At 68.9% G+C, this 20,082-nt stretch carries 26 protein-coding genes and 1 pseudogene; 14 read left to right on the top strand and 13 right to left on the bottom strand.

Translation table 11 applies throughout. The features are described from left to right. On the bottom strand, window positions 1–418 hold a 418-nt coding region (locus VE172_RS23890), incomplete at its 3' end, for an amino acid permease (RefSeq protein ID WP_414715148.1). 92 nt (window positions 419–510) lie between these two features. Between VE172_RS23890 and VE172_RS23885 the strand changes: the two genes are divergently transcribed. Next, entirely contained in the window at window positions 511–1,176 is a 666-nt protein-coding gene (locus VE172_RS23885) for a potassium channel family protein (RefSeq protein WP_324804518.1), read from the top strand. Further along, entirely contained in the window at window positions 1,176–1,853 is a 678-nt protein-coding gene (locus tag VE172_RS23880; RefSeq protein ID WP_324804517.1) for a potassium channel family protein, read from the top strand. Before VE172_RS23885 ends, VE172_RS23880 begins: the two co-directional genes overlap by 1 nt. Here the strand turns inward: VE172_RS23880 and VE172_RS23875 are convergent. From VE172_RS23875 to dut, 4 genes are read right to left on the bottom strand one after another with little or no spacing between them, the layout of a single operon-like run. After that, window positions 1,850–2,542 carry a DUF3159 domain-containing protein gene (locus VE172_RS23875; protein WP_324804516.1) on the bottom strand — a complete coding sequence of 231 codons (693 nt, stop codon included), beginning with the start codon at window positions 2,540–2,542 and terminating at the stop codon, window positions 1,850–1,852. The genes VE172_RS23880 and VE172_RS23875 overlap by 4 nt on opposite strands. A gap of 19 nt (window positions 2,543–2,561) precedes the next feature. Beyond that, a complete protein-coding gene (locus VE172_RS23870) occupies window positions 2,562–2,936 on the bottom strand; it encodes an OB-fold nucleic acid binding domain-containing protein (RefSeq protein ID WP_324804515.1) in 375 nt (124 codons plus the stop codon). A 12-nt stretch (window positions 2,937–2,948) separates the two neighbouring features. Next, window positions 2,949–3,668: a DUF3710 domain-containing protein gene (locus VE172_RS23865; protein ID WP_324804514.1), complete on the bottom strand. Its 720-nt coding sequence runs from the start codon at window positions 3,666–3,668 to the stop codon at window positions 2,949–2,951. A gap of 2 nt (window positions 3,669–3,670) precedes the next feature. After that, window positions 3,671–4,186: a dUTP diphosphatase gene (dut, locus tag VE172_RS23860; RefSeq protein WP_349258521.1), complete on the bottom strand. Its 516-nt coding sequence runs from the start codon at window positions 4,184–4,186 to the stop codon at window positions 3,671–3,673. A gap of 49 nt (window positions 4,187–4,235) precedes the next feature. Between dut and VE172_RS23855 the strand changes: the two genes are divergently transcribed. Further along, a complete protein-coding gene (locus VE172_RS23855; protein ID WP_324804511.1) occupies window positions 4,236–4,739 on the top strand; it encodes a DUF3093 domain-containing protein in 504 nt (167 codons plus the stop codon). 43 nt (window positions 4,740–4,782) lie between these two features. On the opposite strand, the gene VE172_RS23850 is transcribed toward VE172_RS23855, so the two are convergent. Then, window positions 4,783–5,082 carry a DUF4193 domain-containing protein gene (locus tag VE172_RS23850; protein ID WP_324804510.1) on the bottom strand — a complete coding sequence of 100 codons (300 nt, stop codon included), beginning with the start codon at window positions 5,080–5,082 and terminating at the stop codon, window positions 4,783–4,785. 309 nt (window positions 5,083–5,391) lie between these two features. Between VE172_RS23850 and VE172_RS23845 the strand changes: the two genes are divergently transcribed. The 3 genes from VE172_RS23845 to VE172_RS23835 all read left to right on the top strand — a co-directional run bounded on the left by VE172_RS23845 (window position 5,392) and on the right by VE172_RS23835 (window position 8,301). Continuing rightward, the gene (locus VE172_RS23845) at window positions 5,392–5,880 is read left to right on the top strand and encodes a LytR C-terminal domain-containing protein (protein WP_324804509.1); all 489 of its coding nucleotides are present in this window, start codon (window positions 5,392–5,394) and stop codon (window positions 5,878–5,880) included. Between the two features lie 239 nt (window positions 5,881–6,119). Then, the gene (locus VE172_RS23840; RefSeq protein WP_324804508.1) at window positions 6,120–7,796 is read left to right on the top strand and encodes an RNA polymerase sigma factor; all 1,677 of its coding nucleotides are present in this window, start codon (window positions 6,120–6,122) and stop codon (window positions 7,794–7,796) included. 265 nt (window positions 7,797–8,061) lie between these two features. Continuing rightward, a complete protein-coding gene (locus tag VE172_RS23835; RefSeq protein ID WP_324804507.1) occupies window positions 8,062–8,301 on the top strand; it encodes a DUF7455 domain-containing protein in 240 nt (79 codons plus the stop codon). 101 nt (window positions 8,302–8,402) lie between these two features. On the opposite strand, the gene VE172_RS23830 is transcribed toward VE172_RS23835, so the two are convergent. Continuing rightward, window positions 8,403–10,109 carry a DEAD/DEAH box helicase gene (locus VE172_RS23830; RefSeq protein WP_324804506.1) on the bottom strand — a complete coding sequence of 569 codons (1,707 nt, stop codon included), beginning with the start codon at window positions 10,107–10,109 and terminating at the stop codon, window positions 8,403–8,405. Window positions 10,110–10,201: 92 nt separating this feature from the next. Then, window positions 10,202–10,624, bottom strand: a complete 423-nt coding sequence (dtd, locus tag VE172_RS23825; RefSeq protein WP_324804505.1) for a D-aminoacyl-tRNA deacylase — start codon at window positions 10,622–10,624, stop codon at window positions 10,202–10,204. Between the two features lie 79 nt (window positions 10,625–10,703). On the opposite strand from dtd, the gene VE172_RS23820 reads away from it, so the two are divergent. The 3 genes from VE172_RS23820 to VE172_RS23810 all read left to right on the top strand — a co-directional run bounded on the left by VE172_RS23820 (window position 10,704) and on the right by VE172_RS23810 (window position 12,003). Beyond that, window positions 10,704–11,057, top strand: coding sequence for a DUF3099 domain-containing protein (locus VE172_RS23820; RefSeq protein ID WP_324804504.1), 354 nt, complete (start codon window positions 10,704–10,706; stop codon window positions 11,055–11,057). A gap of 63 nt (window positions 11,058–11,120) precedes the next feature. Next, window positions 11,121–11,378 carry a DUF3039 domain-containing protein gene (locus VE172_RS23815; protein WP_324804503.1) on the top strand — a complete coding sequence of 86 codons (258 nt, stop codon included), beginning with the start codon at window positions 11,121–11,123 and terminating at the stop codon, window positions 11,376–11,378. A 46-nt stretch (window positions 11,379–11,424) separates the two neighbouring features. Then, the gene (locus VE172_RS23810) at window positions 11,425–12,003 is read left to right on the top strand and encodes a trimeric intracellular cation channel family protein (protein ID WP_414715147.1); all 579 of its coding nucleotides are present in this window, start codon (window positions 11,425–11,427) and stop codon (window positions 12,001–12,003) included. Here VE172_RS23810 and VE172_RS23805 read toward each other — a convergent pair. Next, window positions 12,000–12,941 carry a M56 family metallopeptidase gene (locus VE172_RS23805; RefSeq protein WP_324804502.1) on the bottom strand — a complete coding sequence of 314 codons (942 nt, stop codon included), beginning with the start codon at window positions 12,939–12,941 and terminating at the stop codon, window positions 12,000–12,002. The genes VE172_RS23810 and VE172_RS23805 overlap by 4 nt on opposite strands. Before the next feature lie 5 nt (window positions 12,942–12,946). Next, window positions 12,947–13,318 (bottom strand): BlaI/MecI/CopY family transcriptional regulator, encoded by a 372-nt coding sequence (locus VE172_RS23800; RefSeq protein ID WP_324804501.1) that lies wholly within the window; start codon window positions 13,316–13,318, stop codon window positions 12,947–12,949. Window positions 13,319–13,540: 222 nt separating this feature from the next. On the opposite strand from VE172_RS23800, the gene VE172_RS23795 reads away from it, so the two are divergent. Both VE172_RS23795 and VE172_RS23790 read left to right on the top strand, forming a co-directional pair. Further along, on the top strand, window positions 13,541–14,512 hold the full coding sequence (locus VE172_RS23795) for a sigma-70 family RNA polymerase sigma factor (RefSeq protein ID WP_414715149.1): 972 nt from the start codon (window positions 13,541–13,543) through the stop codon (window positions 14,510–14,512). Between the two features lie 111 nt (window positions 14,513–14,623). After that, entirely contained in the window at window positions 14,624–15,310 is a 687-nt protein-coding gene (locus tag VE172_RS23790) for an iron-dependent transcriptional repressor DtxR (RefSeq protein WP_324804499.1), read from the top strand. Window positions 15,311–15,316: 6 nt separating this feature from the next. Here VE172_RS23790 and VE172_RS23785 read toward each other — a convergent pair whose 3' ends face one another. The 3 genes from VE172_RS23785 to VE172_RS23775 all read right to left on the bottom strand — a co-directional run bounded on the left by VE172_RS23785 (window position 15,317) and on the right by VE172_RS23775 (window position 17,307). Beyond that, window positions 15,317–15,946 (bottom strand): hypothetical protein, encoded by a 630-nt coding sequence (locus VE172_RS23785; RefSeq protein WP_324804498.1) that lies wholly within the window; start codon window positions 15,944–15,946, stop codon window positions 15,317–15,319. 84 nt (window positions 15,947–16,030) lie between these two features. After that, window positions 16,031–16,855, bottom strand: a complete 825-nt coding sequence (locus tag VE172_RS23780; RefSeq protein ID WP_324804497.1) for a sulfurtransferase — start codon at window positions 16,853–16,855, stop codon at window positions 16,031–16,033. Then, window positions 16,852–17,307 (bottom strand): deaminase, encoded by a 456-nt coding sequence (locus tag VE172_RS23775; protein ID WP_324804496.1) that lies wholly within the window; start codon window positions 17,305–17,307, stop codon window positions 16,852–16,854. The genes VE172_RS23780 and VE172_RS23775 overlap by 4 nt, the downstream gene beginning before the upstream one ends. A 137-nt stretch (window positions 17,308–17,444) precedes the next feature. On the opposite strand from VE172_RS23775, the gene VE172_RS23770 reads away from it, so the two are divergent. The 3 genes and pseudogenes from VE172_RS23770 to VE172_RS23760 form a co-directional block, all read left to right on the top strand. Next, window positions 17,445–18,803 carry a hypothetical protein gene (locus VE172_RS23770; RefSeq protein ID WP_324804495.1) on the top strand — a complete coding sequence of 453 codons (1,359 nt, stop codon included), beginning with the start codon at window positions 17,445–17,447 and terminating at the stop codon, window positions 18,801–18,803. Next, complete coding sequence (locus VE172_RS23765; protein ID WP_324804494.1) at window positions 18,800–19,768, top strand: glutamate ABC transporter substrate-binding protein; 969 nt, start codon at window positions 18,800–18,802, stop codon at window positions 19,766–19,768. Before VE172_RS23770 ends, VE172_RS23765 begins: the two co-directional genes overlap by 4 nt. A gap of 5 nt (window positions 19,769–19,773) precedes the next feature. Next, window positions 19,774–20,082, top strand: a pseudogene (locus tag VE172_RS23760) (hypothetical protein); the annotation flags it as partial.

Raw genomic sequence — 20,082 nt, 5'->3', positions numbered from 1 at the left:
CCGCCGAGCCGATGTTGGCCGCCGCCGCCGAGATCGACACCGCGACGGTGAGGATGTAGTCGACCATCAGGGCGCTGGCCACCACCAGACCCCAGTTGGGTCCGTGGTTCACCGTGGCGACCTCGTAGTCACCGCCGCCCGACGGGTAAGCCTTGACGTTTTGGCGGTAGGACGCGACCACCGCGATCATGACCAGGGCGATGAACAGCCCCACCCAGCCCGCGAAGATGTACGCGCCGGTACCGGCGATGCTCAGGGCCAGGAAGATCTGCTCGGGCGCGTACGCCACCGACGACAGGGCGTCCGAGGAGAACACCGGCAGCGCGATGCGCTTGGACAGCAACGTATGCGACAACCGGTCCGAATGGAACGGTCGGCCCAGGAGCAGGCGCTTGGCGACGGACGAGGGTCTAACCACGTCCGGTAGCCTAACGATTCGTCGATGCCTCGGCGCGCTGGCATGACACACTGACCCCCGGCAAGCGAAGCGACACGACGAAGGACCTCACATTGCATGTAGTCATCATGGGATGCGGACGCGTCGGCGCCGAGCTCGCCAAACACCTCGTGGCGAGGGATCACTCGGTCGCCGTCATCGATCACGACCCCGAATCGTTCCGCCGCCTGGGCGCCGATTTCGACGGGCAGTCGGTCACCGGCATCGGATTCAACCGCGACACCCTGCTGGAGGCGGGCATCACCCGCGCCGACGCCTTCGCCGCGGTGTCGTCCGGCGACAACTCCAACATCATCGCCGCCCGGGTCGCCCGCGAGGTCTTCAATGTGGACACCGTCGTGGCCCGCATCTACGACTCCGAACGCGCCATCGTCTACGAACGCCTCGGCATCCCCACGGTGGCCACCGTGCGCTGGACCGCCGACCGGTTCATCCGCTACCTGATTCCCGAGGAGAACGGTCCCGTGTGGCGCGACCCCACGGCCTCGGTCTCGCTCATCGAGGTCCATGTGGACGCTTCATGGATCGGGCAGCCGCTGAAGAGCCTGGAGACCGCCACCGGCGCCCGCGTCGGTTACTTCATGCGCTTCGGGCTGGGCACCCTGCCCACCGAGTCCACGGTGATCCAGGACGGCGACCAGCTGTACATGCTGGTCACCGACGACACCGCGGGCACCGTCCGCGAGGTCGCCGCCAGTGTCGTGGAAGGAAACGAATGATGCGCGTCGCCATCGCCGGGGCCGGAAACGTCGGACGCTCCATCGCCACCGAGCTCATCGACGACGGCCACGAGGTGCTGCTCATCGAGCGCTCGCCGCGGATGTTCGAGCCGTCGCGGGTGCCCGACGCCGAGTGGCTGCTGGCCGACGCCTGCGAGATGTCCAGCCTGAAACAGGCCCGGATGCACGAGTGCAACGTCGCGGTGGCCGCCACCGGCGACGACAAGGTCAACCTGGTGATGTCCCTTTTGGCCAAGACCGAGTTCGCGGTACCGCGCGTGGTGGCCCGGGTCAACCGCGCCGAAAACGAATGGCTGTTCACCGACCAGTGGGGCGTGGACGTGTCGGTCAGCAAGCCGCGGCTGCTGGCGGCGCTGGTCGAGGAGGCCGTCAGCGTCGGGGATCTGGTGCGGCTCATGACATTCCGTCAAAGCCAGGCCAACCTGGTGGAGATCACCCTGCCGCCCGGCGCGCCCTACGTGGGCCAGACCGTCGGCGAGGTCCCGCTGCCGCCCGACACCGCGCTGGTGTCGATCCTGCGCGGCAGGCGCGTCATTCCCCCCACGGCGGACGACACCCTGGAGGCGGGCGACGAGCTGGTGTTCGTGTGCACCGAGGACGCCGAGGAGGCCGTGCGGGTGGTCATCCTGGGTAGCGCCGAGCCGAACAAGCCCTAGTCGGTGTTGGTGCGCAGCACCATGGCGGGCCGCACGCGGCGCACGCCCCAGATCGTCACCAGAGTCAACAACGCGGTGATCGGGTAGCCGCCGACGAGCGTGACGACGCCCAGGATGTTGTCCATCCCGCCGTGCCACCACATCCAGCCGCGCAGCAGGTTCTTGGCGAGGAACACCACGCCCCACAGCATGGTCAGCCAGCCGAAGACCCGCACGAGTTGCTCGTCGTCGCGCCAGTCCTTCTTGCCGCCGCCGCCGATCAGCGACCACAGCCAGCCCACCAGCGGGTGGCGGATGAACACCGAGCCCAACAGGACGACGCCGTAGGCCAGGCCCTGGATGATGCCCATGATGTAGTAATTGCCGACCCGGCCGGTCTTCCAGGCGATGAAGGCGCCGATCACGACGCCGAACAGGCCGTTGACGGCGTTGCGGATCGACTCCTTGCGCGCCAGGCGCAGCACCGCGATCGCCACGGCCACACCCACCGAGAACCCGATCGCCCAGTACAGGGCGTTGTCCCAGATGACGTTGATGATCACGAAGACGCCCAGCGGGATACCCGACTCGATGAGGCCGCGCACCCCGCCCAGTTGCTCGGCGACCATCTCGGTCAGCGGCGGCAGTTCCTCCTCGGTGTCGTCGGATGCGTCGACGGCGTCGGGCTTTTCGGTCCGCTGCTCTGCCATGGGCGTCAGTTCGTCTCCCTCAACGACCGGCATCGGCGTCGATGGCGATCTCGTACCACGGGTTGTAGATAACCTTACGGTCTCCGTCACGCACAGCGACCCTGCCCGCCGCCACGAGCTTGCGCCCGGGCTCGACCCCGACGATGCGGTGGCGACCCAACCAGGTCAGCGTCACCGTCGAGGTGCCGTCGAACAGCTCCGCCTCCAGCACCGGCATGGACGCCGCCGGGGTGAACACCACGGTGGTCACCCGCCCGGCGATCTTGACCAGCTTGCCGGGGCCGACCTTGTTGCACCGGGTGCAGCCCGGCCGGTCGCTCTCCTCGCGCACCTGCTCGGCGTACAGGTCCTCCTCCGACGCCGTGAGGCGCTTCATGAATCCGGTGAGGCCCATGATCGGCTCCTTCTAACGCTTGCGCGGTTTGGGCGAGGGCTTGCGCTTCTTGCCCGACGAACGGCCGCCGCCCTTGGCGGGCGCGGTGGTCTGCTGCTCGGCCAGCGCCTCCTGGTGCTGGCGCTGCTGCTCCACCATCTCGGCGGTCAGCGTGATCGGCAGCGGCTCGCGCACCGGCATCGCCTCGGTTCCGCGGTCCACCACGACGCCGCGAATGCATTCGTCCAGGACGGACGAAGCCTCCGGGTCGGTGGCCAGATCGCCTTGTACCAGGATACGCAGAAACCAACGCGGACCGTTGATCCCGATGAAGCGGATCGTCATGGTGTCGCCCTGGCCCGCCGGCTGCTTGGCGACCATCTCCACGCCGTAGGGGCCGTCGTCGACCTCGGTGGCGGTGCCGCCCTGCTCGACGATCGACTTGGCGATCTCGACGCGGACCTCGTCCCAGATGCCCTCGCTGCGCGGCGCCGCGCAGGCCAGGAAGCGCACGGCGCTGTCTTCGGTGCTGACGATGACCTCGGGGCGGGGGTTGCCCTCGTCGTCGCTGGCCACGCCGACCCGCAGGCCCGGCAGCGCGGGGATGCGCAGGCTGCCCAGGTCGAGGCGTTCGGTGTCGTCATCGTCGGGGACGTCGGCTACGTCATAGGGGCCGGTGGTCTCGGTGGATTCGTCCACCACGTCCACGGCATCGCCGTCGGCCTCGTCGCGCCGCCGCTTCCGTCCAAACACAGTCATTCTCCATTTCTGCCATGACCGCTTGAGGCCATGCTGTCGGCCCGGTCGCCCAGGGGTTCACCCGTCGAGGGGATGCCGCCGGTCGAGCCGTGCCCGCCGGAACCGCGCGCGGACTCCGCCAGTGTCTCCACTTCGCGAAAAGCCGCTCGCGCCACTTGTTGCACTATCAATTGTGCGATGCGGTCGCCGCGTCGCAACGTCACCGTACGCCCGGGATCCAGATTGACCAGGTTGACCCGGATCTCACCGCGATAACCGGCGTCGACGGTACCGGGCGCGTTCATCACCGTCACACCGTGCTTGGCGGCCAGACCCGATCGGGGATGCACCAGACCCACGTAGCCGAAGGGCAGGGCGACGGCCACGCCGGTGGGAACCAGCTCGCGCTGGCCCGGGGCCAGGGTCACGTCGGCGGCGGCGTAGAGATCGGCGCCGGCGTCGCCGGGGTGCGCGTAGCCGGGCACGGGCAGCCCGGCGTCCAGGCGGACGATTTCCACGGTCACGTCATTCACGTCAAAGGCCCCCAAATGGTCAAGTCGAAGCGCCGGTAGGCTCACCGGCATGGCGCCCGAAGACCGTACCGCTTTCTCCGAGCGGCTCGCCGTGCCCTGGTGGGCGTGGCCGATCTGTCTGGCCCTGGCCGGCGGCCTGGCCGTCGAGATCGGGCTCGGGGTGCCGGGCATGGTCACCTGGTTGCCGTTGACGGTGCTGCCGCTGATCACCGTCGGGCTGCTGTTGTGGGTCGGCCGGATTCCGGTGCGGGTCCGCGACGGCGCATTCGCCGTGGACGACGCGCGGCTGCCGGTGGAGTTCATCGACCGGGTCGAGGAGCTGTCCGGGATCGGGCTGCGCGACGCGATGTCGGTCCAGTTGCACCCGCTGGCCTTCGTGATCCAGCGCCCCTGGGTGGGCGCGGCGGTGCGCGTCCACCTCGACGACCCCGACGACCCCACGCCGTACTGGATCGTCTCGACCCGCCGCCCCGCGCTCCTGGCCCGGGCGTTGCGCGCCGAGATGGACAAAACCGGCCCGGAGCCGCGGGCGGCGGCACCGAACCGGTCTTAGGATCTGCCTGGGCTGGTGGGATACGCGGGGAACTCCCGGGTTCCTACGCGGCACAGTCACGACAGATGAGCTTCCCCTTCTTGTTGGGGGCAAGCTGGCTGCGGTGATGGACCAAGAAACAACTCGAGCAACGGAACTCATCGTTTTGCATGGGCAATACCTTCACCGTGAGTTCTTCGTCGGCGAGATCAGCCCCCGGAAGTTCAAAATTCTCCGCGACCTCAACCTCGTCAACATCCACATTGCCCGATTGCGCCTCGGCACGGCGTGCCTTCAATTCCTCCAGGCTGTCGTTGCCGGACTCCTCGCTATCCCGGCGTGGTGCGTCGTAATCGGTAGCCATTTTCGCCTCACTCCCACTGTGGTCAGATATTCGCGAGGATGCACCCGCCCCAAACGGACACCTCCCCGCGAGCGCGGTACCTTACCTCGCCCACGGAACCTCTGTACGTCCGGTACCCGACAGTTGTTCCCTATGTGTGAGCGAAGTGACATCGCGTGTGGTTTTCCGCGTCGCGCCTCAACCACCGTCACGCCGAAAAAATTCCCCGCCCCAAACCCGGTATGGCTCGCCGTTTCGCCACACGATAATGTCTTGCGAGATCGTCGGACGCGGGGAGGCAGTGTGCGAATCGCGCAGGTGCGCGCCTTTATGGTCGTTGGCGTTTTGTTGATCATCGCCGTCACGACCTGTTGGTACGCCATAGCCAACGATTCACAGACCTCCGCGGGCCGTAAGAACTGCAAGACGGGCGACGTTCCGGTGAACATCGAGCTTCCCCAGAACAAGGACGTCAACGTCAAGGTTCTCAACGCCACCGACAGCCAGGGTCTGGCCACGTCCGCGGCCGACTCGCTGAAGGAATACGGCTTCCACGTGGTGGACACCGGCACCTCCAAGCGGCACGACGTGAAGAACGTGGAACTGCGGTACGGCCCCAAGATGGTCGCCGGCGGTCACCTGTTGCGGGCGTTCTTCGTGGCGGCGGACTACACATTCCAACTCGACAACGACGCCGACTACGTCGAGATCACCTTGGGACAGGCGTTCCAGCAGGTCAACACCGAAAGCGACGCGCGCAACTCGCTCAGCGTCCTGGGTCGGCCGAAGGCGCCAGAAGGTACGTGTCCCATCACATGACCCTGCTCGACACGCCACGTTCACCTACCGAAATCGGCTGGCGCCCAGCGTATTCGCTGAAAAGGCGGCTCGGCGGTGGCTGTCTGGTGAAACGCAGCGTTACAATTCACGCCTGCCCACGCGGCCCCCGCAGCGCCGTTTGGGACCACATGCCAAAGTCAGACCGAGCCGATGCGCCACACGATCTCGTTGTGCCAACGGGTTTGGTCTTGCCCGATCAACGCCTCGGAAGGTAGTTCGTGACAGACGCGAGCCCCAACGGTAAAGACGTCCGTTCACTGACAGAGTCGCTTCTCAAGCTGGCCAAGGATCGCGGCGGACAACTCACCTCGGCCGAGGTCGCCGGGTTCCTGGAGAACTCGGAGGTGGCCCCGGCCCAGGGTAAGAAGATTCTGCGCGCCCTGGCCGACGCCGAAGTCACCGTCGTCGTGGACGGCTCCGCCAGTTCCCGCCGCGCGGTGGCGGCGGCACGCGCGGCCACGCCCGCGTCCAAGGCCACCACCGCCAAGGCCCCGGCGAAGAAGGCCGCCAAGAAGACCACGGCGAAGAAGACGGCCAAGAAGGCGCCCGCGAAGAAGGCCGCCGTCAAGGAGGCCGACAAGGACGTCGCGGAGGAGACCGCCGAGGCGCCCGCCGCCGAGACCGCCGACAAGTCGGTGAAGAAGGCGGCCAAGAAGGCCCCGGCGAAGAAGGCGGCCAAAAAGGCCACCGCCAAGAAGACCACGAAGGCGGCGAAGAAGGCCACCGACGAGCCCGTCGACGACGTCGCGATAGACGACGAGGCCGCCGAGCTCGCCGCCGCCGAGGCCGCTGCCGCCGCCGACAAGCCCGCCAAGAAGACCGCGGCGAAGAAGACGGCCAAGAAGACCGCCAAGAAGTCGTCGTCCAAGAAGGACAAGGACGGCGAGGACGGCGAAGAGGGCGGCAGCGACTTCGACTGGGACGACGAGGACTCCGAGGCGCTGAAGCAGGCGCGCAAGGACGCCGAGATGACCGCCTCGGCCGACTCGGTGCGCGCGTACCTCAAGCAGATCGGCAAGGTTCCGCTGCTCAACGCGGCCCAGGAGGTCGAGCTCGCCAAGCGGATCGAGGCCGGGCTGTACGCGCTGGAGCGGCTGCGCCAGGTCAAGGAGGCCGGCGAGGAACTGGCCACTCAGGAGCGTCGCGACCTGGAGTGGGTCACCCGGGACGGCGAGAGAGCCAAGAACCACCTGCTGGCGGCGAACCTGCGGCTGGTGGTGTCGCTGGCCAAGCGCTACACCGGGCGCGGCATGGCGTTCCTCGACCTGATCCAGGAGGGCAACCTCGGCCTGATCCGCGCCGTCGAGAAGTTCGACTACACCAAGGGCTTCAAGTTCTCCACCTACGCCACCTGGTGGATCCGCCAGGCCATCACCCGCGCCATGGCCGACCAGGCCCGCACCATCCGCATACCGGTGCACATGGTCGAGGTGATCAACAAGCTGGGCCGCATCCAGCGCGAGCTGCTTCAGGACCTGGGCCGCGAGCCCGCGCCCGAGGAGCTGGCCAAGGAGATGGACATCTCCCCGGAGAAGGTCCTGGAGATCCAGCAGTACGCCCGCGAGCCGATCTCGCTGGACCAGACGATCGGCGACGAGGGCGACAGCCAGCTCGGCGACTTCATCGAGGACTCCGAGGCCGTGGTGGCGGTGGACGCGGTGTCGTTCTCGCTGCTGCAGGGCCAGTTGCAGCAGGTGCTGCAGACGCTGTCGGAGCGCGAGGCGGGCGTGGTGCGACTGCGCTTCGGCCTCACCGACGGCCAGCCGCGCACCCTGGACGAGATCGGCCAGGTCTACGGTGTCACAAGGGAACGCATCCGCCAGATCGAATCCAAGACCATGTCGAAACTGCGACACCCGTCGCGCTCCCAGGTGCTGCGGGACTACCTGGACTAGGACCGCGGTTCTGTCACAGGTACCAGGCATAATCGCCACCAGGTATTACGAGTTGTCGATGCCAGCGTCGGTCGGATACCGTGGCCAGCCCAACGGCAAGTCGTCGATCGAGATGACAAATGTGAGCCCGATCGCGACGGCGACAAACCGGGAAGGCCGCGGCTTGACCGCGTGTTGCAGCACGAGAAGGACAGATCCCGCGAGGGGTCGGCTAGCACTAATAGTGTCAACTGTGACCCAACCGATCACAGCCGAAGGAGAGGCCATGACACCCACCCTGACGCCCCCACCCGAGGCGGAGGCTCGCCCCGTCACCGGTGAACGCTGCGATCGGTGCAGCGCTGCGGCGAAGCTGCGTGTCACGCTCGCAGGCGGAGACGATCTGGTTTTCTGCGGGCACCACGCCAACAAGTACGCCGAGAGCCTCGTCAAGATCGCGGTTGACTTCACGGCCGACAGCGAGTTCGACTGGCGGGGTAGCGAGCTGCTCACTTCCGAAAATTAGGGAAGCCCCAGTACCCAAAGGCATCAACGGGCCCAGCCGCGGTGTGCGGCTGGGCCCTAGCCATGCCGGGTGAACGTCCGATGTGGCCGTTCAATCGGCACCTACAGTTTCTCGATCGCGGCGATCCGCTGCTCGAGCTGCTCGATGGTGGCCTGGGCGCTGGGCGGGCCGCCGCAGATGCGGCGCAGCTCGGCGTGGATCTTGCCGTGCGGGAGGTTGGTGGCGTGGTGGTGCGCCGCCACCATGCCGTTGAGCTTCCTGCGCAGGACGATGCGGCGCTCGGCGGCCGACAGCCGCGGCTCGTCGGAGACCTGGGTCGGGGCGCCGGCGGCGGCCTGGCTCATTCCCTTCACCTGGGCGGCCTGGCGCTTCGACAGCAGCATCGACACCTGCTCGGGAGTCAGGAGCCCGGGCAGGCCGAGAAACTCCTCCTCCTCGGGGGACCCCGCCTGGGTCGGGGTGCCGAACGACGCTCCGTCGAAAATCACCTGATCGAGCTCCGCGGTGGAGGCCAGGGCCTCGCGCTCGCCGCGCAGTATCCCGTCGGGTTCGTCGCTTTGGCGTTGCGCCTCGGCCAGCAGGTCCTCGGGGTCGACGTCGCCCTCCGGGGCGATCACGTGGTCGCGGTCGGCCTCCAGCTTGGCGGCCAGCTCCAACAGCGGCGCCACGCTGGGCACGAACACCGAGGCGGTCTCGCCCGGGCGCCGCGACCGCACGAAGCGGCCCACCGCCTGGGCGAAGAACAGCGGGGTCTGGGCGCTGGTGGCGTAGACGCCCACCGCCAGCCGCGGGATGTCGACGCCCTCGCTGACCATGCGCACCGCGATCATCCAGCGTTCATCCGATCCGGTGAAATCCGCGATCCGTTGGCTGGAACCGGCGTCGTCCGACAACACCACGGAGGGGCGGTGCCCCGTCACCTGGGTGAGCAGCTTCGAGTACGCCCGCGCCGCCTGCTGGTCGGAGGCGATCACCAGCCCCGCCGCGTCCGGCATTCCCGCCGAGCGCAGCGCGCTGAGCCGGGCGTCGGCCGCCCGCAGCACCTGCGGGATCCACTCCCCCGCGGGGTCCAGGGCGGTGCGCCAGGCCTGCGCGGTCAGGTCCTTGGTGAGCGGCTCGCCGAGCCGCACCGCCAGCTCCTCCCCCGCGCTGGTGCGCCAGCGGGTCTGGCCCGAGTACGCCAGGAACAGCACGGGCCGCACCACGCCGTCGGACAGCGCGTTGGCGTAGCCGTAGACCGAGTCGGGCCGTGAGCGCAGCGAGCCGTCGGTGCCGCGTTCGTAGTTGACGAAGGGGATCGGGTTGTCGTCGGAGCGAAACGGCGTCCCCGTCAGCGCCAGGCGCCGCGCGGCGGGCTCGAAGGCCGCCTGCACGCCGGCGCCCCAGGACCGGGAGTCGCCCGCGTGGTGGATCTCGTCGAGGATCACCAGGGTGGGCCGCGCCAGCGTCCTTCTCCTGTGGACGGACGGGTCGGCGCCGACCTGCGCGTAGGTCACCACCGCGCCGTGGAAGTCGCCCGACAGGAACACGTCGGCGTTGCGGAACGTCGGGTCGAGGTCGATGCCGAACTTCGACGCCGCCTTCGACCACTGTGTCTTGAGGTGCTCGGTGGGCGCCACCACGGTCACCTGCGACACCACGCCCGCGTCCACCAGGTCGGCGGCGATGCGCAGCGCGAAGGTGGTCTTTCCCGCCCCCGGGGTGGCCACCGCCAGGAAGTCCGAGGAGTCGGAACGGTGATAGGCGACCATGGCCTTGCGCTGCCAGGCCCGCAACGGAGGCAACGATTCCCGATCGATCACCGGCATGGCAGGCCGCACCCCTATACGTCTGGACGAACACGATTGATGCCCCCGACGTCGCCGAAACGATGCGAGGGCAGCTTTGCCGAATAGCGAGACTACCGCTCCAACAGGATGGTCCGCGGGCCAACGTTGATGCTGCTGACCAACATCTGTGCCCCGAACCGTCCGGTCTCGACGGTGGCGCCGAGCCCGCGCAGCGCGTCGACCACGGCATTGACCAGTGGCTCGGCCACGTCGCCGGGAGCGGCGGCCAGCCAGCTGGGACGGCGGCCCTTGCGGGTGTCGGCGTACAGGGTGAACTGACTCACCACCAACACGGGCGCGTCGAGGTCCGACGCGGACCGGTCACCGTCCAAAATGCGCAGTTCCCAGATCTTCCTGGCCATGGCCGCCGCGTCGTCGGCGGTGTCGTCGTGGGTGACGCCCACCAGCACCAGCAGCCCGTCGGCGATCTTGCCGACGATGTCGCCGCCCACCGTGACCGAGGCCTCGCTGACCGTTTGCACTACCGCTCGCATGACAGCCATGGTGCCCGCGCGGGATTCACCGATTGACCCTGGGTCGGCAAAAAGGGCCCGGGCGTGGAAGGCTGGGAGCATGGCCCACGGTCGCAGCAAGCCAGCCCTCATCACCGACGCCGAGCGCGGCAGGGACGAACAACTGCGCACCCGCCAGATTCGCTACGGCGTCATGATGGGCATCCGCGCGCTGCTGCTCATCATCGCCACCGTCCTGGTGATGGTGAAGGTGCCGATCCTGTGGTTGTGGCTGTCGCTGTGCGCGGTGGGCATGGTGGTGCTGCCGTGGACGGCCGTGATGGTCGCCAACGACCGGCTGCCCAAGGAGGAGCACCGCATCTCGCGCTGGCGCCCGTGGCGTCGCGCCAAGCCCGACACCAGCACGAAGGCCGTGGCATCCAAGAAGTCCTCTGTGATCGATGTCGATTCGTAGGAAGCGGCACTTCGTGACAAACTGGTGGTTTGGCAAACCGGTAACCGATTCAAGGCTATGAAGATGACTGAGACATTTCAAGGTGACGGCGGCACGATCCTGCAGGAGCGCACCAGCCCTGACTACCGGTACGACGAGGGCGACGAGGATCGCTTCGCGCACTACGTCCCCAAGGACAAACTCATGGAGGCGATGGTGTCGGGGACCGCGATTCGCGCTCTGTGTGGCAAGCTGTGGGTGCCTTCACGGGACCCGGAACGCTTTCCGTTGTGCCCCATGTGCAAGGAGATCTTCGAAACCATGAAGGGCGAAGACAGGTAACGGCCGACGGGAGGGCGTTCTGCTTGCTCTGTATCTCGCCGGGACCGTGGTCTTCGCCGCGTCGGGCGCGGCCGCCGCGGTGGCCAAGCGGCTGGACCTGTTCGGCGTCGTCGTGGTGGGGGTGCTGACGGCCCTGGGCGGCGGCGTCACGCGCGACGTGGTGATCGGGCACATCCCCCCGCTGGCGCTGGCGGACTGGCGGTATCCGACCGCGGCGGCGGTGACCGCGGCGATCATCTTCTGGGTGCACGGTGCCGTGTTCCGGCTGCGCCGCACCATGCTGACCCTGGACGCGGCGGGTCTGGCCCTGTTTTCGGTGGTGGGAACCACCGCGGCGGTGGACGCGGGAGTGCCGTGGCTGGGTTCGTGCGTGGTCGGCATGATCACCGGCGTGGGCGGAGGGGTGCTGCGCGACGTCATCACCAACGAGATCCCGGTGGTGCTGCAGCGCGAGATCTACGCGGTGGCCTCGATGGTGGGCGCGGTCGTGGTCGTGGCGGCGTCCCGCTTCGGCATCGAGCCGCTGTGGCCCTCGGTGGTGGGCGCGGTGCTGGTGTTCGGGCTGCGGATGATCTCGGTGTACCGCAACTGGTCGGCGCCGACGCCGAAGATCCGTGACGTCTAGAAGATCGACAGCACGGTGGCCACCGGCGCGGCGACCAGGGCCGCGGCCAGGGCGTAGGCGCTCAGCCGCCAGGAACGGGAGCGGCGCGGGGGTTCCAGCAGGCGTCGGACGCGTTCCAGGACGCCGCGGCCGTCCACGGCCAGGGCGCCGGCGGGGGCGGCGCTGGGGGTGGCCGATCCGATGCGGGCCAGGGCCGAGGCGAGGGTGGCGGGCGTGGTGCGCAGCACGGCCCGGTCGTCGGCGACCATCTCCAGCAGGGTGGCCACGCTGGAGCGGGCCCGCCGCACCCCGGGGAACCAGGGCAGGGCGCTCACCCAGGCCAGGAACGGCAGCACCACCAGGTCGTGGCGCTCGGCGAGGTGGGCGTGCTCGTGGGCCAGCACCGCGGCCAGCTCGTCGTCGTCCAGGCTCGACAGCGCACCGGTCGTGAAGATGACGCGGGGCGCCCCGCGACCCACCCGGCCGGGCAGGCAGTAGACGGCGGCGACCGGGTGTTCGAGAACGTGGCCGTGGCCGGGGCGGGCGGCGGGCCAGGGGCGCGACACCAGGCCGACCAGGTCGCGGTGGCGGCGGCGGGCCTGCCAGGTGCGCCAGATGGTGACCGGCATGGCGCCGGCCAGCCACACGGTGATCGACGCGGCCAGGATCAACAGCACCAGGTGGGTGGGCTGGAGGCCGCCGGTGAGGTCGCCGGTGGCGAGGTTGTCGAGGTAGGCGATCAGCGCCCGCCACGGAGAATCGGCCAGCGGGGCCAGGGCCATGGTGATGGCGGCCCCCAGCAGGCTGACGCCGCCGGTGAGGCCGACGGCCTGCCACAGCACCAGGGCGGCGCGCGGCTCGCGGCGCGGCCACTCCGCTCGCTCCAGGATGGACGGAATGGGGCCGAGGAGCGCGCCCGCCAACAGGGTCAGCAGGAGGGGAACGATGAAGGTCCGCATGCCATCTATTCGCCTTCCGCGCGGCGCTTCATGGCTTCCTCGAGGGCCTCGGTCAGGGCGGCGGCCTCCGAGGGGGTGACGGCGTCGGCGAAGCGGGCCAGCGCGGCCGTGGCGTCGGGCGCGGAGTCCAGGGCCTGGCGCATCAGGCCGGCGACGTGGACGTCGCGCTCGGCGGTGGGACGGTAGCGGTGGGCGCGGTTGGAGCGGTCGCGCTCCACCAGGCCCTTACCCTCCAAACGCGACAGTACGGTGAGGATCGTGGTGGCCGCCAGGTCGCGTTCGGTCAGCGCGTCGCGGACCTCGCGCGCGGTCTGGGGCCTGGGCGCCGACCATAGAACGTCCATAATGGCGTGCTCGAGTTCTCCCAGCCGGGCCACCTCGGACTCCTTCTCTTCACGGTAAGATGTTCGGTTAACGGCCATTCTACTTGGCGTAGAAGTCCTGACATAACCCCATAAGCCGGACATACCGCCCCCGTTAATTCCCAACTTTGCGCCACAGGTGTATCACTTCACCGGGACTTAACACCCGTTCGGCAATGCTTGTGTCAGGCGTCGCATACGGGACGCGACGGCCATACTTTCCCTGGAGGGTTAAACATCGTGCCAACCACGTTGATCGACACGCCGGAAACCGCGGCGACGGGGCAAGACGGTACCGGAACCGTCGACACGGTCCGGACCTACCTGAACGGCATTGGTAAGCATCGCCTGATTGACGCCGCGGAGGAGGTCGACCTCGCCAAGGCCATCGAGGCGGGACTGTTCGCGACCCGGCGGCTGGGCGACCCCGCGTGGCCGGTCACCGACGATCGGCTGCGCGCCGACCTGCGGCACCTGGCCAAGGCCGGTCGACGCGCCAAGGACAAGCTGCTGAAGTCCAACCTGCGCCTGGTGGTCAGCATCGCCAAGAAGTACACGGGGCGGGGCGTGCCGCTGCTGGACCTGATCCAGGAGGGCAACGTCGGCCTGATCCGCGCCGTCGAGAAGTTCGACTACACCAAGGGCTTCAAGTTCTCCACCTACGCCACCTGGTGGATCCGCCAAGCCATCACCCGCGCCATGGCCGACCAGGCCCGCACCATCCGGGTGCCCGCCCACACCGTGGAGGTCATCAACAAGATGGCCCGGGTGCGGCGCGACCTGACCAACTCGCTGGGCCGCGAGCCGCTGCACACCGAGATCGCCGAGCGGCTGGGGGTCGAGCCGTACCGGGTGCTGGAGCTGATCTCCTACGCCAAGGACCCGATCAGCCTCGACCAGCCCGTCGGCGAAGACGGCGGCACCTCGCTGTGCGACGTGATCGCCCAGCCCACCACCGACGACGCCGCCGATCCCTCGGGGGAACAGCTGCGCCGCGAGGTGGAGCGGTTGCTGCACGGCCTGACCGAGCGGGAACAGGGCGTGCTGCGGGCCCGCTTCGGCATCGACGACGGCCGCCAGCGCACCCTCGAGGAGGTCGGCGCCGAGTTCGGGCTGTCGCGGGAACGGGTGCGCCAGATCGAGAAGCAGACCCTCACCAAGCTGCGGCAACCCGAGGTGGTGCGGGCGCTGTCGGAGTTCATCGCGTGACGCCGGCGACGGTCGATCGGGTCGGTGGGCCACGACTCGATCGGCTGTCGGTGCGCACGGGTACGATCTTCGCTGCGAGGACTCTTTCTAGAACGCGGCGAAGGACTCGGGATGACCACCGATCTTGTTGACACCACCGAGATGTATCTGCGGACGATTCTCGAGTTGGAGGAGGAAGGCGTCGCGCCCTTGCGTGCCCGTATCGCCGAGCGCCTCCAGCAAAGCGGCCCGACGGTCAGCCAGACGGTCGCGCGCATGCAGCGCGACGGTCTGCTCCACGTGCTCGGCGATCGCCACTTGGACCTCACCGACCTGGGGCGCGAGCGCGCCGTCGCCGTGATGCGCAAGCACCGCCTGGCCGAGCTGCTCCTGGTCGACGTGATCGGCATGTCGTACGAGGACGCCCACGACGAGGCGTGTCGCTGGGAGCACGTCATGAGCGACACCGTCGAGCACAAGGTGTACGCCCTGCTGGACAAGCCGACCCACTCCCCCTACGGCAACCCGATTCCCGGCCTGGACGCGCTGGGCGGTCAGACCGTCTCGACGTTCGCTCCCGAGGAGCGCCACCTGGCCGCCACCGAGATCGACGCCGGCCGCTTCAAGGTGACCCGGCTGTGCGAGAGCGTCCAAAACGACCCCGAGGTGCTGCACGAGCTGCACGTCGCGGGTGTCAACCCGGGCGCCGTCATCGACGTGGCCCGCGGCGACGACAGCGTGGAGCTGACCCACAACGGCTCCGCCACCACGCTGTCGATCCAAAACGCCAGCCGCGTGTTCGTGGTACCCGCGGCCTGAGGTCAATCAGTCCTTACCGTCGCCGGCGAGCTTGTCGACGGAGCGGGCGACGGCGATCAGGCCCTTGACGGCGCCCTTCGCCTTGTCCTTGTCGGTGCCCTCGATGGTGGTGTAGCGCAGGCTGTACAGGTGGCCCTTGGTCAGCCAGCCGATCTCGACGACCGGGCCGCCGCCCTTGACGGGCTTGAGCACGGCGCTGTAGGCGGTCTTGCCGAGGTCGTCGACCTTGTCGTTCTTCTCCGGGGGGATCTTCTCCTTGTAGGTCTTGGTGTCGGAGGCGGTCTTGGCCTTGGTCAGGGTAACGTCGGGGAACGAGCCCTCAGTGGTCATGATGACGCAGTCGGTGACCTCGTCCTGGCCGCCGGAGTCGGCGACGCTGAAGGGCTGGCCGGTCGCCTCGCGCAGCGAGGCGAAATCGAGGTATTTGCAGATGCCGCCGGCGCCCTTGGCGTCGGTGCTCGGCGACGACTTGGGTCCGTTGTCGTGGGCGGGTGCGCTGCTGCTCTTGCCGGAGCTGCTGGGCGAGCCGCTGGCGGGCTCGGCGCCGCTGGATTTGTCGATGGAGCCGCAGGCCGAGGCCAGCGTGGCCACGGCGATGCCCGCCGCGAGCACGAGGCCCAGCTTGACTTGACGCATTGGTTCTTCCCTAACTTCCGGAGGTCAGCCGCGCCAAAAATACCGTGCCCGCCCCGGACGGTGAAACCCTTGTGCCGACCCGGGTTACGCGTCACCGGTCGCCACCGGGCGACGGCCCTCGGCGATCCATCCGCTCCAGGACCCGATGTACACCCGCGGGGTGGGCAGGCCCGCGGCGGTCATGGCCAGGGCGGTGCGCGCCGCCGTCACCCCGGAGCCACAGTAGACACCGATGTCGGGCGGGGTCGCGGCGAAGACCCCGGCCAGGTCGTCGCCGGTGACGAAGCCTCCGTCCGGCGCCATGTACGCGCCCGCCGGGAGGTTGACGGCGCCGGGAATGTGCCCGGCGACCGGGTCGATCGGTTCGCTGTCGCCCCGGAAGCGTTCGGGGGCGCGCACGTCCGCCAGCCGCCCCGCGCCGGCCAGCCGGGCCGCCCCGTCGGCGTCCAGCACCCACGACGCGTCGGGCCGCACCGTGATGCCGCCGGGCGCGGGGGCGGTGGCCGCGTCGGTCACCGGCGCCCCGATCGCCCGCCACGCTCCGAATCCGCCGTTGAGCACGCGGACGTCGGTCAGTCCGACCCAGTGCAGCGTCCACCAGGCGCGCGCGGCGGCGAGCATGTCCCCGCCGTCGTAGATCGCCACGGTCGCCCCATCGTCGATTCCCGCGCCCCGCAGCACTTCCTGGAGCGCGGCGGGGTCGGGCAGCGGGTGACGGCCGCCGGCGCCCGCCGGCCCGCACAGCTGGGCGTCCAGGTCGACGAAGACGGCGCCGGGAACGTGCGCGGCGGCGTATCCGTCCGCGTCGGCGCCGTCGGCGAGGCTCCAGCGCACGTCGAGCACCACGGGGCGGGCGCCGTCCAGCAGGCGGCGGAACTCCTCGGCGTCGAGCACGCTCATGCGGTTCATGGTGTCGAGCGTAGATGGGCGTTGGGCGCCGCGGCCTCGGCGGCCAGTTCCGGCAGCCGGACGAGGTCGACGCCGGCCTCCCGCAGCAGGCGGGCGCCGCGGGGCTCCACGAAGGTGTCGGGCTCGGACCACGCGTACACCACCCGCCGGATCCCGGCGGCGATGATGAGCTCGGCACAGGTGACCGGCGCCGAGGCGCGCTGGCCGCACGGCTCGAGGGAACTGTAGATTGTGGACTCGGTCGGGTCGTCGTGGAATTGTCGAAGCGCCACCTGTTCGGCGTGGTCGTGCGGGCCGTGCTGACGCGAGTAGCCCGACGCCACGATCCGCCCGCGGCTGACGATGACGGCGCCGACGCTGAAGGCGGTGTGCGACGGCGGGCAGCGGTGCGCCAGCGCGATGGCCTCGCGCAGCCAGTGCGCGTCGTGGGGTGCCGGGGCGTCCGGGGACATGGCCGCAATGCTAGCCACCGGACCATTTGTCCTATATATGGGGTTTGTCGTTTCATTGTCGCCATTGGAGATCGGGCCCGCTTCCAATTTGGCGTCTGCGGTTACGATGACAGTGATTCTTGAGACAAGGAGGGCTAGTGACAGCCGTGCCCACCACCGGCGCACCAACCAGCCACTCCCACGACGCGGGACCGTCCATTCCCGAACCCTCCGGGGGGAGGCGGCCCCGTTTCTCGCGGGCGGCGTTGCTGCGCAAAGACACCCCTGGACGACTGATGCTCGCCCTGGTGGGGGTCCTGGTCCTGATCGCCATCGCGGGGGCCGCGGGGGTCGCGGACTCCACCGGCCGGACCACCACGATCGACTCGGCAAGCGCGCAGCGCGGCCGGATGGCCATCGCCGCCTTCGACATGTACCGGTCGCTGTCGGACGCCGACGCCACGGTGACCTCGACCTTCCTGCCCGGCCTCACCTCCAACACCGAGGGCCGCAGCAGCGACTACGACAAGAACATCGCCCGCGCCGCCTCGGCCGTCACCACGCTGTCGGAGGAGGCGGCCAGCGACGGCCAGAAGGCCATAGTGGACGATCTTTCGGCGTCAATGCCGATCTACACCGGACTCGTGGAGACCGCGCGCACCTACTACCGCCAGGGCAAGCCGCTGGGTCTGGCGTACCTGCGTGACGCCTCGGCACTGGCCCAGGAACGCATGCTGCCCAAGCTGAAGAAGCTCCAGTCGTCGTCCATGAAGGACCTCGGCGGCGCCAACGACAGCGCCACCAGCTTCCCGTGGCTGGCCGCGCTGGCCATGCTGCTCACCCTGGGCGCCCTGGGCTACGTGCAGGTGCGGATCTCGCGCAGCACCAACCGGGTGCTCAATCCGGGCCTGGTGGTCGCCTCGACCCTGATGCTGGTGTGCACCATCTGGCTCGGGGTGTCGTGGGGCGTGGCGTCCAGCCACATGAACGAGGGCTACAGCAACGGTGCCGACCCGCTGGTCTCGTTGTCCCAGGCCGACATCAGCGCCCAGCGGGCCCGCAGCGACGAGGCGCTGACCCTGATCGCGCAGGGCGGCGACACCGACTACGAGAAGGAATTCTCCGGCCTGGTCGACGGACTGACCGACGCCGACGGCTCGCTGACCACCGCCGCCAAGGTGATCGACGACCCCGCGCTGGATCGCGACGTCAAGGCCGCCACGGCGGCCGCCAAGCAGTGGAAGAAGGCCCACGCCGAGCTCCACAAGAAGGATTCGAACGGCGATTACCAGTCGGCGGTGTCCTCGGTGACGGCCGGCGAGGCCCACGCGGCCTTCGAAAAGCTGGACAAGGCCCTGACGCGCGCCAACGACCGCGCGGCGCAGAGCTTCACCACCCAGACCGCCAAGGCGGGTTCGGCGCTGTCGCTGTCGGGCCTCGGCTTCGCGGTGCTGGCCGTGGTCTCGATGATCGCCGCCGCCGCGGGAATCCAACGACGCATTTCGGAGTATCGATGATGGGGACCCGTTCGCGCACCCGGATGTTCGCGCTGGCCTTCCTGGCGGCGGCGAGCCTCGGACTGTCCGCCTGCTCCGGCGCGGCACCGGACAGCAAGACCGCGCTGCCCGACGTCAAGAACCTCCCGCAGGGGGTCAACGAGCACCCGCAGCTGCCCAAGGACTCCTCCAGCGACGACTCCTGCGACCCGTTGCGGAGCTACAAGCCCAGCGCCAGCAAGAGCGCCAAGGAGATCAAGGCCATCATCAAGCGGGGCCGGCTGCGGGTCGGCGTCGACCAGACCACGTACCTGATGGGCTACCGCGACCCGGCCACCGGGAAGATGGACGGCTTCGACGTCCGCGTCGCCAGGGAGATCGCCAAGGACCTGCTGGGCGACGCCTCGAAGATCCAGTTCGTGGCGATGACCTCGGCCGACCGGGAACCGGCGCTGGAGAACCACGACGTGGACCTGGTGGTGCGCACCATGACCATCAACTGCGACCGCTGGAAGAACATCGGCTTCTCCGGGGAGTACTACGCGGCGGCGCAGAAGGTGCTGGTGCCCAATTCGTCCGATGTGAAGGATCCCGAAAGCGATCTCAAGGGCCACAAGGTGTGCGCGGCGAAGGGCTCGACGTCCATCAACCGGATCAAGGACTGGGGCGCCAAGCCGGTGTCGGTGCACGACTGGACCGACTGCATGATCCTGATCCAGCAGGGCGACGTGGACGCCATGACCACCGACGACGTGATCCTGGCGGGCATGGCCGCGCAGGACCCCAACACCCACGTCATCGACAAGGCGCTGTCGGCCGAGCCGTACGGGGTGGGCGCCAATAAGGACGACGTCGACCTGATCAAGTACGTCAACCACACCCTGGACCGGATCCGCAAGGACGGCACCTGGGAGAAGATCTACGGCGACACCCTCGCCAAGACGCTCGGCAAGGCCAAGCCGCCCAAGCCCAAGTACGGAAGGTGAGCGCGGTGTCTACCCTGGACGCCGAGCTGACCGCGCTGGCCAACCGCGCCTGCGAGGTGTACCAACGCATCGCGGCCAAGATGTACACACTGGACTCACACGCGGGGCTGCGTTTCCTGCGCTCGGACGGGCTGAGCGGCCGTACCGCCGAGGTCGCCGGGCGGGTCGAGGCCGCCGTGCCGGTGGCGTGGGCCCGCTTCGACGAGCTGCGGCGCCTCACCGAGCGGATCCCGGCCTCCGACGACGACGCCGACCCCGCCACGGCCGCCGAGGTGGGCAGGCTGCTGCGCCAGCGCGTGGTGGAGCTGGACGCC

Origin of the sequence: Stackebrandtia sp., from assembly GCF_035643755.1 — a bacterium.
Classification (GTDB): Bacteria; Actinomycetota; Actinomycetes; order Mycobacteriales; family Micromonosporaceae; genus Stackebrandtia.
The sequence above is the reverse complement of the archived record's forward strand: the minus strand, read 5'-3'. Positions and strand labels throughout refer to the sequence as shown.